Source organism: Mycobacterium sp., from assembly GCF_047975165.1.
Classification (GTDB): domain Bacteria; phylum Actinomycetota; class Actinomycetes; order Mycobacteriales; family Mycobacteriaceae; genus Mycobacterium.
Genome location: NZ_JBKECZ010000045.1, coordinates 18,348 through 31,504, shown reverse-complemented (window position 1 = coordinate 31,504; position 13,157 = coordinate 18,348). Strand labels below are relative to the sequence as shown.

Sequence of the window (13,157 nt, the reverse complement as noted above, 5' to 3'; positions counted from 1 at the left end):
GCGCTCCTCGGGAGCCTTGTCGATCTGGTCGAACGCCGAAGCCTCGTTGAGGTTCGGGTACTTGTCGTGCAGAACCTTGGTGATGGCCGCCGTCAGCGTGGTCTTGCCGTGGTCGATGTGACCGATGGTGCCGATGTTGACGTGCGGCTTGGTCCGCTCGAACTTCGCCTTCGCCACTGGGGATTCCTCCTGGACTGGTGACTGTCCGCCATGCTGACGGCAGGTACGAAAGGTGATGCGATCCTCGCGGACCCGAGTTCCGGGTCCGCGAGCGGGGGGTCTTACTCGCCCGGGACCCTCACAGTGCCCCTGGCTCGACGACGGCCTCGCTGCGCTCCTCGCTCACTGGAGCTCGCTGCGAGGCTCACTCGCCCGTCGCCTTCGCGATGATCTCCTTGGCCACGTTGGTCGGGACCTCCGCGTAGGAGTCGAAGACCATGGTGTAGTTGGCCCGGCCCTGGGTCCGCGACCGCAGGTCGCCGACATAGCCGAACATCTCCGACAGCGGAACCAGCGCCTTGACGATGCGGGCACCAGCCCGCTCCTCCATGGCCTGGATCTGCCCGCGTCGGGAGTTCAGGTCGCCGATCACGTCACCCATGTAGTCCTCGGGCGTGATGACCTCAACGGCCATGATCGGCTCCAGAATCACCGGTTGCGCCTGCTGCGCAGCCTTCTTGAGCACCATGGAACCGGCGATCTTGAATGCCATCTCCGACGAGTCGACCTCGTGGAATGCCCCGTCGAGCAGGATGACCTTCAGGTTGACCAGCGGGTATCCGGCCAGCACGCCGTACTGCATGGCGTCCTGCGCCCCGGCATCCACCGACGGAATGTACTCGCGCGGGATGCGCCCACCGGTGACCTTGCTCTCGAATTCGTAGGTGGCACCGTCCTCGCCCTCGAACGGCTCGATGGCGACCAGCACCTTCGCGAACTGCCCGGAACCGCCGGTCTGCTTCTTGTGGGTGTACTCGACCTTCTCCACGGCCCGCTTGATGGTCTCCTTGTACGCCACCTGCGGCTTGCCGACGTTGGCCTCGACCTTGAACTCGCGGCGCATCCGGTCCACCAGGATGTCCAGGTGCAGCTCGCCCATCCCACCGATCACCGTCTGGCCGGTCTCTTGGTCCAGATGCACCTTGAAGGTGGGGTCCTCTTCGGCCAGCTTCTGGATCGACAGGCTCAGCTTCTCCTGGTCGCTCTTGGTCTTGGGCTCGATCGCCACCTCGATAACCGGGTCGGGGAAGGTCATCGACTCAAGAACAACCTGGTTGTTCGGGTCGCACAAGGTGTCGCCGGTGGTGGTGTCCTTGAGCCCGATCACCGCGTAGATGTGACCGGCAGAGGCAGCGTCCACCGGATTTTCCTTGTTCGAGTGCATCTGAAACAGCTTGCCCAGCCGTTCCTTCTTGCCCTTCGTGGCGTTGATGACCTGAGACCCGGAATCGACCTTGCCCGAATACACCCGGACATAGGTGAGCTTTCCGAAGAACGGGTGCGTCGCAACCTTGAACGCGAGCGCCGAGAACGGCTCGTCCGTCGACGGATCGCGAGTGACCTCCTCGTCCTCCTTGCCCGGAGCGTGGCCCAGCGCCGCCGGAACGTCCAGGGGCGAAGGCAGATAGTCGATCACGGCGTCGAGCATGGGCTGCACGCCCTTGTTCTTGAATGCGCTTCCGCACAGCACCAGATAAGCCTGGGAACTGATCGTCAGCTGGCGCAGCGCGCCCTTGATTTCGGCGACCGACAGCTCCTCCCCGCCCAGGTACTTCTCCAGGAGAGCCTCGTCGGTTTCGGCGACCGCCTCCAGCAGCGCGGTGCGGTACTCGTCGGCCTTTTCCTGAAGTTCGGCGGGGATATCGATGGTTTCGTAGGTTTCACCGAGCTTGGTCTCCCCGCGCCAGACTTTGGCCTTCATCTCGACGAGGTCGACGACGCCCTCGAAGTCGCCCTCGGAGCCGACGGGAAGCTGAATCGGGATGACGTTGGCGCCCAGTCGCTCCTCCATGGTCCGGACGGAGAAGTAGAAGTCGGCGCCGATCTTGTCCATCTTGTTGACGAAACAGATGCGCGGGACGTCGTACTTGTCGGCCTGCCGCCAGACCTGCTCGGATTGCGGCTCGACGCCTTCCTTGCCGTCGAAGACCGCGACGGCGCCGTCGAGAACACGCAGCGAGCGCTCAACCTCGACGGTGAAATCGACGTGACCCGGCGTGTCGATGATGTTGATCTGGTTTTCGTTCCAGAAGCAGGTGGTCGCCGCGGAGGTGATGGTGATCCCGCGCTCCTGCTCCTGCTCCATCCAGTCCATGGTGGCCGCACCGTCGTGCACCTCACCGATCTTGTAGCTGATACCGGTGTAGTAGAGGATGCGCTCGGTCGTCGTGGTCTTACCGGCGTCGATGTGCGCCATAATGCCGATGTTGCGGACCTTCGTCAGATCGGTCAGCACGTCCTTCTGTGCCACAGAAGTCTTCCCACTCTTTCGTTGCTCAGTTAGCGATGTTTCGCATTGCGGTCGGCGTCGACACCCGCGGCTTCAGCGCCGGGGGCGACTGACTACCAGCGGTAGTGCGCGAACGCCCGGTTTGCCTCGGCCATCTTGTGCGTGTCCTCACGCCGTTTGACCGAGGCCCCAAGTCCGTTGCTGGCATCCAGAATCTCGTTGGCCAGCCGCTCGACCATGGTCTTCTCCCTGCGCTGCCGGGAAAAGCCTACGAGCCAGCGCAGCGCCAGCGTGGTCGAACGATCCGGACGGACCTCGACCGGCACCTGATAGGTCGCACCGCCGACCCGGCGACTACGCACCTCCAGTGCGGGCTTGACGTTGTCCAGGGCCCGCTTGAGGGTGATCACCGGATCGGTACCGGTCTTGTCGCGGGCCTGCTCAAGCGCGCCGTAGACAATGCGTTCGGCCAGCGATTTCTTACCCTTCAACAGGACTTTGTTGACCAGCTGAGTAACCAGCTGCGATCCGTATACCGGGTCGTTGACCAACGGACGCTTGGGTGCGGGCCCCTTTCGCGGCATCAGCTCTTCTCCTTCTTGGCACCGTAGCGGCTGCGAGCCTGCTTGCGGTTCTTCACACCCTGGGTGTCGAGGGAGCCGCGGATGATCTTGTAGCGCACACCGGGCAGGTCCTTCACCCGGCCGCCGCGCACCAGCACCATCGAGTGCTCCTGCAGGTTGTGGCCTTCACCGGGGATGTAGGCGGTGACCTCAACCTGGCTCGTCAGCTTCACACGGGCAACCTTGCGAAGCGCCGAGTTCGGCTTCTTCGGGGTGGTGGTGTACACGCGGGTGCACACACCACGACGCTGGGGGCTGCCCTTCAGGGCCGCGGTCTTGACCTTGGCGATCTTGTCGCGACGACCCTTTCGGACCAGCTGCTGGATGGTTGGCATCGACCGGCTTTCTCTGTTTGTGCGTTCCGTCAAGTCTCTTGTACTGCGCGTTTGCCCGCCGCGAGCCGCTCTTCGCTACCCCGCGGGCGGGCGTGTCGCATATCCGCGCCCCCAGCACGGTGTTATCCGTTGCGTCCTGGACATGCAAGACATGCGAATTGGCCCGGCATTCACGCCCCTGCTTCAGGCGCCGCAAGCCGCCAGGCACGACCCACCACCTTACCCGTCGGCGGTCTGGCAGGTCAAAGTGGAGCCCGAACCGGGCCGACTCCGCTATTCAGCCGCGATCGGCCGGCCTCCGAGTGCGCCTGTCCATGCCGGCCGCCAGTCGCAGCACCATGTCGGAGAAGACCGCGTCGGTGTCGATGTCGTCCATCACACCGGTCATCTCCAACAGAACAAACCCGTGCAGGGCCGACCAGAATTCCAGGGAGGCAAAGAATGCTTCCTCTCCGTCGAGACCGTAGGACGCCAGCACCGCGATCACCGGGGCCGCCGCACCTCTGGTCGCCGCGGAGTATTCGGGGTCGTCGCCACCGAACGGCATCCGGGTGAACGCCGAATAGCGGCCGGGGTGGTGGTGGGCATAGCTGCGGTATGCGCCCGCCATGACCAGGACGGCATCGTCTCGGGCACGCCCCTCGCCGACGCGGTTGAGCATCGTGATGATGTCGTCGATGACTCGGATCCGCACCGCCCGGCGCAGATCCTCGAGGCTGTCCACATGGTTGTACAGCGACGGCCCCTTGGTCCCGAGCTGGGTCGCCAGCGCATTGATCGTCAGCGCGTCCCAGCCCTCGCGGTCCAGGAAGGTCAGCGCACCGTCGACGATGGCCTCCCGACTCAGCCTGGCCTGCCGTACCCCGGGTTTTCCGCCGCGCGCGCGACCGCCGATTGACGGTGTCGCCGACTGGCCTGCCATGCCGTTTCGACCTCCGGTTGGGGTGACGAGACTTCGAACCGTGCGGGGTGGCCGGTGGATCAGCTAATGACTCTAGTTCACCGGATCGGACATCGGCCGGCTCAAACGCCGCCGTGACGCGGTTGGGTCTGTCGCAACCGGGTGCGAAACCCGTAGGCTCGGAGCACACGACCCGCCCGACGAAGTGGGGCCCAGTGAAACAGATTCCCGGCAGCGGTCCACTGATCGCCTGTGCAGTGACCATCGCCGCGCTGGCGGTCGCCCCGGCGCCCGCCGCACACGCCAAGAACGGCGACACCCATGTCTCCGGGCAGGGCGTCGAGACGACCATCGACTGCAATGACGCCACCCTGTTCGTCGACGGCACGGCGAACATCATCACCGCCAAGGGAACCTGCTGGGCGGTGACGGTGATGGGCACGTCCAACACCGTCGTCGCCGACACGATCGTCAACGACATCACCGTCTACGGCTGGGACGGCACCGTCTTCTACCACAACGGCAACCCGTTCGTCTGGGACCGCGGCCGCGAACTGGGCATGGTCAATCGCATCGAGCGAGTCGGCCCCTGAACCGGGGTTCGCAAGCCCGCTAGCGGCCCCCCGGTCGCGCCGGCGCTCCGTGCCTGCCCTCGCCCGCGGCGAACCGTCCGGCACCGGCGGCTGCCTCCGGGGCAACGCGCGCGAAACTGGCGAACTCGAAGTCCAGCGCCTCGGATTCCGGCACGCCCCACTGATGCAGTGCGGAAAGCCGGTCCGATCGCAGGCACTGCTGCGGCAGCCTGGCCATGTCGGCAGCCAGATCCTGTGCGGCCCGGCGTGCCCGGCCTTTGGGGACCACCCTGTTGGCCAGCCCGATAGCCAACGCTTCGTCCGCGGCAACCCCGCGACCCGTGAGGATCATGTCCATCGCCCGGCTCTGCCCGATCAGCCGGGGAAGCCGCACCGTGCCGCCGTCGATCAGTGGCACCCCCCACCGCCGGCAGAACACCCCGAAGACGGCACCCTCCTCGGCGATCCTCAGGTCGCACCACAGGGCCAATTCCAGGCCCCCCGCCACCGCAAAACCGTCGACGGCGGCGATCACCGGCTTGGACAACACCATGCGCGACGGCCCCATCGGCCCCGGCCCTGATTCACGCACCACATTGCCTTGTTCGGAACCGAATGCCTTCAAATCCGCTCCCGCACAGAATGTTCCACCTTCACCACACAGCACCGCCACCGATGCGCTTTCGTCGCGATCGAATTGTTCGAATGCCGCGACAAGAGCCGCCGCCGTCGGACCGTTCACCGCATTGCGCGCCTCCGGCCGGTTGATACTCACCGTGGTCACCGCGCCAACGCGCTCGACCAGCACAAGATCGCTCACCTAGCCTCCTGCAGTTCAGCGTTGTCGTTGCGGGCAGCACCAGCTTTCGATGGCGACCCCTGGAGTCTTCTCGCCAGTTCGGCGGCGAACTCCAAATACGCTGCGCGCAAATCGGATCCCGGCCAGTCGGCGGGCAGCAGTTCATCGGGCAGCATCGGATCGGTGAGCAGATGGCGCACGATTGCCGCGGCCACGGCGAACCGCCCCGGAATATCCGGCGTGCACGATATTTCGTCGAGCAACCGTCGACCCTGTTCAGTCCATTCGGACAGGTCCCACAGTTTCCCGGCCAACTCCGCGGAATCCTCGTCCCGCGCCCTGAGCACCCGGACCCGTTCGGCAACATCGTGGCACAGCTGCAGCTCGAGATTGTCCGGACGCATCCATACACCTTCGCGCAACTCGCCGAATCGGTTTTCTTGCATCGCATGTCGTATAGACGCGCGAATCCTCGGATCGACCCCGACGCTGGTGACCACCACGATATTCCAGCCTCCGCACCAAGCCGCTGTGCGCGGAAGCATGGCCGCGTCCTGGCGGCCCTGCCGTTCCAGCAGTCGTTCCGACAGCCGGTAGCCATCAGCCGAGCGGATCAGATCCCCCGAACCGACCAGCCGGGTCAACGCGACCCGCAAAGCGGTTTCCCTGATTCCGAAATCTGCTGCTAGCACGACTAATTCTCCGGAACTCGCCCAGGCCGGGTGGGCACCCAGCAATGCGCTGAGCACCACGGACCGAGCGGTCATGCGGCCCGGAGAGTCAGGCATCGCAACCACCGTTCAGACCGAGGATGTACGGCGGCCGGCGTCGCCGAACGGCTCGTCGCGGTTCTTCACCGCAGCCCGGAAGCCGTGCTCGACCGCGTCGGAGACGAATGCGTGGCCTTCGGGGGTGTGCCGGGCCACGCCGTCGAACACCGTGCTGACCATCCGGCTGGTGACGACACCTTGTTGCAGCAGAGCGGAATTGAGGGCCAGCTTGATCATGATCAACTGATTGACCGGCAGCGCCGCAATCCTGGCGACCAAACGCTCGGTACGCTCGTCGAGGTCGGCGGGATCAGGCGCTTCGACTGCAAGTCCCCACTCCGCTGCCTGGGCACCGGTGATGCAGTCCCCGGTGAACAGTAGGCGTTTGGCGCGCTGGTCGCCCAGGCGGTGCGCCCACAGACCCGCGGCCGGGACGCCCCAGACCCGCGTGGGCGGGTAGCCGATCTTGGCGTCGGCAGCAGCGATCACCTGATCGGCATGCAGTGCGATGTCGGTGCCGCCGGCTACACAGTACCCGTGAATCTTGACCACCGTCGGCTTGTCGGCATGCATCAGACTGGAGAACCCGCGGACGAAGCGGCTCATCATCTGGTAGTCGATCATCGGGTCCCACGGCTGGTCGGGTAGATGGTTGACGGCCTGAGTCGCACCATCGAGGACCGTCCCGCGGTTACGCCCGCCGCCACCGGCCGAACCCGTCCGGTCGGCATAGGCGGACAGGTCGAAGCCCGCACAGAAACCCTCGCCGCGCCCGGACACCAGGATGACGTGCACGTTCGGGTCGAGATCGGCGCGCTCCACCAGGGTCGCTAGCTCCAGCGGAGTGTCGGCGACGATCGCGTTGCCCTTCTCGGGCCGGTTGAAGGTGATTCGCGCAATCCGGTCGGTGACCTCGTAGGTCATCGTCTTGAGGTTGGCGACGTCGATCGGATCGACCGCTGGGCTCATCCCTTGACCAGTGCACGCTCGAGTATGGGCGCCAGGTCCAGTCCGGCCGGCATGGTTCCGAACGCGCCGCCCCATCGGCCACCGAGCCGGGTCGCCAGGAAGGCTTCGGCGACTGCGGGATGGCCGTGGCTCACCAGCAGTGACCCCTGCAGCGCCAGGCAGATGTCCTCGGCTATCTTGCGGGCCCGGTACTCGACGGCGTCCGGATCGGCCAATTGCGAACGCAGGCTCTCGACGTGTCGGGCCAACCGAGGATCCTGCGAGGCGGTGCGGCCGAGTTCGTCGAACATCACCTCGGCCGATTGCGGTCGAGTTGTGATGGCCCGCAAGGTATCCAGAGCGCTGACGTTGCCGGATCCCTCCCAGATCCCCATCAGCGGCGCCTCCCGGTAGATCCGCGGCATGCCGGAGTCCTCGACATAACCGTTGCCCCCCAGGCATTCCAATGCCTCCGCGGCATGCGGAGTGGACCGCTTGCACACCCAGTACTTGCTGGCCGCCAGGCCGATGCGGCGGAGCAGCCCTTCGCGTTCGTCGCCGCGGATCGCCTTGTCGGTAGCCCCGGCCATCCGCATCGCCACCATGGTTGCCGCCTCGGCCTCCACCGCCAGGTCCGCCAGCACGTTGCGCATCTGCGGCTGGTCGATCAGGTACGCGCCGAAGGCTTTCCGGTTCTGGGCGTGATAGATCGCACGGGCCAACCCGTGACGCATGCTGGTGGCACTGCCCAGCGTGCAGTCCAGCCGGGTCAGGTTGACCATCTCGATGATGGTCGGCACACCGCGGCCCTCCTCGCCGACCAGCCAGACGACGGCACCGTCGTACTCGACCTCGCTGGAGGCGTTGGCATGGTTGCCGAGCTTGTTCTTGAGCCGCTGCACGAACATCCGGTTGCGGCTTCCGTCGGGCAGGATCCGCGGCAGCATGAAGCACGACAACCCGCCCGGCGCCTGGGCGAGGACCAGGAAGATGTCACCCATCGGCGCCGAGGTGAACCACTTGTGGCCGCGCAGACTGTAGGTGCCGTCGCTGTTGGGGGTGGCCTCGGTGGTGCCTGCTCGCACGTCGGAACCACCCTGCTTTTCGGTCATCGACATTCCCGCGGTGATACCCCGCTTGTCGGTGGCCGGCCGCAATTGCGGGTCGTATTCGCGACTGGTCAGCAGCGGCTCGTACACCCGCGCCAGTTCCGGGTTGTACCGGAGCGCGGGCACCACCGCGTAGGTCATCGAGATCGGGCAGACGTGCCCCGGCTCGACCGTCCAGACCGACGTCTTTGCAGCCCGGACCACGTGCGCACCCGGACGGTCGTCGGCCCACGGCGCCGCGTGCAGGCCGTGTGCGATCGCCGTGCGCATCAGTTCGTGATACGCCGGGTCGTACTCCACCTCGTCGACACGGTTGCCGACCCGGTCGTGGGTGTGCAGCACCGGCCGGTTGCGATCGGCGAGCTCACCCCAGCGCTGCGCTTGGCTGCCGGCGTTGATCGCGCCCAGCTCGTTGACTTCGTCCAGACCCCACTGCCCGCCCTCGCGGATCAGGGCCTCGATGAGGACCGGCGAGGAGGCCGGGTTGAAACTGTCCAGGGGCTGGACCTGATTGGTGACGACATGCGTGTCCGACATGGCTCCATATTACTGTTTTTCAACAGTCGAACAAGAACCTGTAACAACGGCAAAGCCCCCGCCGTTCCGGGTGGACCCGGGCGCGGGGGCTTTGCGTCGTTGGTCGCCGGCCGACCTAGCGGTAGTCGCTGTACCCGTAGTCGTCCAGCGGAACAGCGGCACCGGTGGCCTGGCCGAAGTCCGGGCTGTAGTACTGATCCTCGTAGGACGGGATCGTGTACGCCGAGGCCCGGGCCTCCTCGGTCGGCTGCACCTCGATGTTGCGGTACCGGTTGATGCCGGTCCCCGCCGGGATCAGCTTTCCGATGATGACATTCTCCTTCAGACCGTTGAGCTTGTCGCTGCGGCAGTTGATCGCCGCATCGGTAAGCACCCGCGTGGTCTCCTGGAACGACGCCGCACTGAGCCACGAGTCGGTGGCCAGCGAGGCCTTGGTGATCCCCATCAGCACCGGACGACCGGCGGCGGGCTCCCCACCTTCGGCCACCACGCGGCGGTTCTCCGCCTCGAACTCCGCACGGTCGATCAGCGAACCCGGGAGGAACTCCGTCGCACCCGAGTCGATGATGGTGACCCGGCGCAGCATCTGCCGAACGATCACCTCGATGTGCTTGTCGTGGATCGACACACCCTGAGCCCGGTAGACCTCCTGAACCTCCCGGACCAGGTGGATCTGCACCTCGCGGGGGCCCTGGACCCGCAGCACCTCGTGCGGGTCGGCCGAGCCTTCCATCAGCTGCTGCCCCACCTCGACGTGATCGCCGTCGGCCAGCACCCGCTCGGAGCCGTCCTCGTGCTTGAACACCCGCAGCCGCTGACGCTTGGACAGCTTGTCGTAGACGACTTCCTCGCCGCCGTCGTCGGGAACGATGGTGATCTTGTAGAACCGCTCCCCGTCATCGAGCCGGATCCGCCCGGTGACATCGGCGATCGGCGCCTTGCCGCGAGGGACACGGGCCTCGAAGAGCTCCTGGACACGCGGCAGACCGCCGGTGATGTCCTCACCCACGCCACCCTGGTGGAAGGTGCGCATGGTCAGCTGGGTGCCCGGCTCCCCGATGGACTGGGCGGCGACGATACCGACCGCCTCGCCGATGTCGACCAGCTTGCCGGTGGCCATGGACCGCCCGTAACACGTCGCGCAGACACCGGTTCCGGTGGTGCAGGTCAGCACAGAGCGCACCTTGACCGAACTGATGCCCGCCGCGAGCAGCGCATCGATCTCCGGGTCACCGAGGTCCTCGCCCCGGGCGACCACGACATTGCCGGCTTCGTCGACTGCGTCGGTACCCAAAGTCCGTGCATATGCCGATGTTTCGATGTACGGGTCGCGGATCAGCGTACCGTCCTGCTGGCGCTCGGCCAGTTCGACGACAATTCCGCGCTCGGTTTCGCAGTCGCGCTCGCGAACAATGACGTCCTGGCTGACGTCAACGAGCCGACGGGTCAGGTATCCGGAGTCGGCGGTACGCAATGCGGTGTCCGCCAATCCTTTTCGAGCACCGTGCGTGTTGATGAAGTACTCCAGCACGGTCAGGCCTTCGCGGAACGAGGATTTCACCGGACGCGGGATGAACTCGCCCTTGGGGTTGGTCACCAAACCCTTCATGCCGGCCAGCGTCCGAGTCTGGGTGAAGTTACCCGTGGCGCCCGAGTCGACAATCGTGATGATGGGGTTGTCGCTGGGGTAGTGCTCCCGCAGTGCCTGCCCGACCTCGTCGGTGGCTTCCTTCCAGATCTCCACCAGCGCCTCGTTGCGCTCGTCGTGGTTCAAAGCACCTCGCTGGAACTGCTTTTCGACCTTGTCCGCGCGCTCCTCGTAGTGGTCGAGGATCTCCTTCTTGCGCGGGGGCACCAGTACGTCGGCCATCGACACCGTCACACCGCTTCGGGTCGCCCAGTAGAAGCCGGCGTCCTTGAGCTTGTCGACGGTCTGTGCCACCACGATCATCGGGTAGCGCTCGGCCAGGTCGTTGATGATCGACGCCTGCACCTTCTTGTGCATCTGCCGATTCACAAACGCGTAGCCTCGGGGTAGCAGTTCGTTGAACAGCACCCGGCCCAAGGTGGTCTCGGCCACCCAGCCATCCCCCGGACGCCAGGCGTTGACACCGAACAGCTCCGCCTCGACCTCTGCCGGCGGGCGCAGTTGAGTCAGGCGGATCTTGACCTTGGCCCGCACGGAGAGCACACCGCGGTCGGCGGCCATGGTCGCCTCGGCGGGCGAGGAGTAGACCCCGACTTCGGCGTCGGAGGACGTGGCGGGTTGATATTCGCCCTTGTCGCCCTCGATTTCGGTGGTCAGGTAGTACAGCCCCGTCACCATGTCCAGACGGGGCATGGCCAGCGGGCGGCCGGAGGCCGGCGACAAGATGTTGTTCGACGACAGCATCAGGATGCGGGCTTCGGCCTGCGCCTCGGCACTCAGCGGCAGGTGCACTGCCATCTGGTCACCGTCGAAGTCGGCGTTGAACGCCTCGCACACCAACGGGTGCAGCTGAATTGCCTTGCCCTCCACCAGCTGTGGCTCGAACGCCTGAATACCCAGGCGGTGCAGGGTGGGTGCACGGTTCAGCAGGACAGGATGCTCGGCGATCACTTCCTCGAGCACGTCCCAGACCTGGGGGCGCTGGCGTTCCACCATGCGCTTGGCGCTCTTGATGTTCTGCGCGTGGTTGAGGTCGACAAGCCGCTTCATCACGAATGGCTTGAACAGCTCCAGCGCCATCAGCTTGGGCAGCCCGCACTGGTGCAGCTTGAGCTGAGGCCCCACCACGATGACCGACCGACCCGAGTAGTCGACCCGCTTGCCCAGCAGGTTCTGCCGGAACCGGCCCTGCTTGCCCTTGAGCAGATCGCTCAGGGACTTCAGCGGGCGATTGCCCGGCCCGGTGACCGGCCGGCCGCGACGGCCATTGTCGAACAGCGCGTCGACGGACTCCTGCAGCATCCGCTTCTCGTTGTTGACGATGATCTCGGGCGCACCGAGGTCGATCAGCCGCTTGAGCCGGTTGTTGCGGTTGATCACCCGGCGGTAGAGATCGTTGAGGTCCGAGGTGGCGAACCGGCCGCCGTCGAGTTGCACCATCGGGCGCAGTTCCGGCGGGATCACCGGGACGGCATCGAGCACCATGCCCATCGGCGAGTTGCCCGATTGCTGGAAGGCGGCTACCACCTTTAGGCGCTTCAACGCGCGAAGCTTCTTCTGCCCCTTACCGTTTCGGATTACATCGCGCAGCATGTCAGCTTCGGCGTCGATGTCGAAGTTCTCGATCAGCTTCTGGATCGACTCCGCTCCCATGGAGCCGGTGAAGTACTCGCCGTAGCGGTCCTGCAGCTCGCGGTAGAGGCTCTCGTCGACGATCAGCTGTTTGGGGGCCAGCTTGGCGAAGGTGGTCCAGATGTCCTCGAGCCGGTCGAGTTCGCGCTGAGCCCGATCCCGGAGCTGGCGCATCTCACGCTCACCACCGTCGCGAACCTTGCGCTTGGCGTCCGCCTTGGCGCCCTCTGCCTCAAGCTCGGCCAGGTCCGCTTCGAGCTTCTGGGCACGGGCCTCCAGGTCGGCGTCACGCTGGTCCTCGACGGTCTTGCGCTCCACCACCATCTCGGCCTCGAGGGTGGACAACTCGTTGTGCCGCATCTCGTCGTCCACCGCGGTGATCACGAAGGCGGCGAACTAGAGGATCTTTTCCAGGTCCTTCGGCGCAAGGTCCAGCAGGTATCCCAGGCGTGAGGGAACGCCCTTGAAGTACCAGATGTGAGTCACCGGAGCCGCCAGCTCGATATGGCCCATCCGCTCGCGCCGCACCTTGGCGCGGGTCACCTCGACGCCACAGCGCTCACAGATGATGCCCTTGAAGCGCACGCGCTTGTCCGTGCCGCAGTAGCACTCCCAGTCCCGGGTGGGGCCGAAGATCTTCTCGCAGAAGAGCCCGTCCTTCTCCGGCTTGAGCGTGCGGTAGTTGATGGTCTCCGGCTTCTTGACCTCGCCGTAGGACCACTCGCGAATATCTTCCGCGGTGGCCAGACCAATCCGGAGTTCATCGAAGAAGTTGACGTCTAGCACGTAACTCCCTTTCCCCTAACGGGTTTAGTAGCTTCCAGCAATTTGCAA

10 protein-coding genes and 1 pseudogene are annotated in these 13,157 nt (G+C 65.4%); 1 reads left to right on the top strand and 10 read right to left on the bottom strand.

What is annotated here, in order from left to right; genetic code table 11:
* The 5 genes from ACK5M9_RS04610 to ACK5M9_RS04590 form a co-directional block, all read right to left on the bottom strand.
* The coding region (locus tag ACK5M9_RS04610) for a GTP-binding protein (protein WP_416892013.1) at window positions 1–177 on the bottom strand (177 nt) is incomplete at its 3' end.
* 187 nt (window positions 178–364) lie between these two features.
* Window positions 365–2,470: an elongation factor G gene (gene fusA, locus ACK5M9_RS04605; RefSeq protein WP_416892011.1), complete on the bottom strand. Its 2,106-nt coding sequence runs from the start codon at window positions 2,468–2,470 to the stop codon at window positions 365–367.
* A 92-nt stretch (window positions 2,471–2,562) separates the two neighbouring features.
* Window positions 2,563–3,033: a 30S ribosomal protein S7 gene (rpsG, locus tag ACK5M9_RS04600; RefSeq protein ID WP_416892010.1), complete on the bottom strand. Its 471-nt coding sequence runs from the start codon at window positions 3,031–3,033 to the stop codon at window positions 2,563–2,565.
* The gene (gene rpsL, locus ACK5M9_RS04595) at window positions 3,033–3,407 is read right to left on the bottom strand and encodes a 30S ribosomal protein S12 (protein WP_007167812.1); all 375 of its coding nucleotides are present in this window, start codon (window positions 3,405–3,407) and stop codon (window positions 3,033–3,035) included. Before rpsL ends, rpsG begins: the two co-directional genes overlap by 1 nt.
* Before the next feature lie 277 nt (window positions 3,408–3,684).
* The gene (locus ACK5M9_RS04590; RefSeq protein ID WP_416892009.1) at window positions 3,685–4,329 is read right to left on the bottom strand and encodes a TetR/AcrR family transcriptional regulator; all 645 of its coding nucleotides are present in this window, start codon (window positions 4,327–4,329) and stop codon (window positions 3,685–3,687) included.
* A 194-nt stretch (window positions 4,330–4,523) separates the two neighbouring features.
* Between ACK5M9_RS04590 and ACK5M9_RS04585 the strand changes: the two genes are divergently transcribed.
* Window positions 4,524–4,901: a DUF3060 domain-containing protein gene (locus tag ACK5M9_RS04585; RefSeq protein ID WP_416892008.1), complete on the top strand. Its 378-nt coding sequence runs from the start codon at window positions 4,524–4,526 to the stop codon at window positions 4,899–4,901.
* A gap of 19 nt (window positions 4,902–4,920) precedes the next feature.
* Here the strand turns inward: ACK5M9_RS04585 and ACK5M9_RS04580 are convergent, their stop codons facing one another.
* The 5 genes and pseudogenes from ACK5M9_RS04580 to ACK5M9_RS04560 all read right to left on the bottom strand — a co-directional run bounded on the left by ACK5M9_RS04580 (window position 4,921) and on the right by ACK5M9_RS04560 (window position 13,109).
* Window positions 4,921–5,700, bottom strand: a complete 780-nt coding sequence (locus tag ACK5M9_RS04580; protein ID WP_416892007.1) for a crotonase/enoyl-CoA hydratase family protein — start codon at window positions 5,698–5,700, stop codon at window positions 4,921–4,923.
* A complete protein-coding gene (locus ACK5M9_RS04575) occupies window positions 5,697–6,467 on the bottom strand; it encodes a PaaX family transcriptional regulator C-terminal domain-containing protein (protein ID WP_416892006.1) in 771 nt (256 codons plus the stop codon). Before ACK5M9_RS04575 ends, ACK5M9_RS04580 begins: the two co-directional genes overlap by 4 nt.
* A gap of 12 nt (window positions 6,468–6,479) precedes the next feature.
* Window positions 6,480–7,418: a crotonase/enoyl-CoA hydratase family protein gene (locus ACK5M9_RS04570; RefSeq protein ID WP_416892005.1), complete on the bottom strand. Its 939-nt coding sequence runs from the start codon at window positions 7,416–7,418 to the stop codon at window positions 6,480–6,482.
* Entirely contained in the window at window positions 7,415–9,043 is a 1,629-nt protein-coding gene (locus ACK5M9_RS04565; protein WP_416892004.1) for an acyl-CoA dehydrogenase family protein, read from the bottom strand. The genes ACK5M9_RS04570 and ACK5M9_RS04565 overlap by 4 nt, the downstream gene beginning before the upstream one ends.
* Window positions 9,044–9,158: 115 nt before the next feature.
* Window positions 9,159–13,109: pseudogene (locus tag ACK5M9_RS04560) on the bottom strand (DNA-directed RNA polymerase subunit beta').
* Window positions 13,110–13,157: the final 48 nt, after the last annotated feature.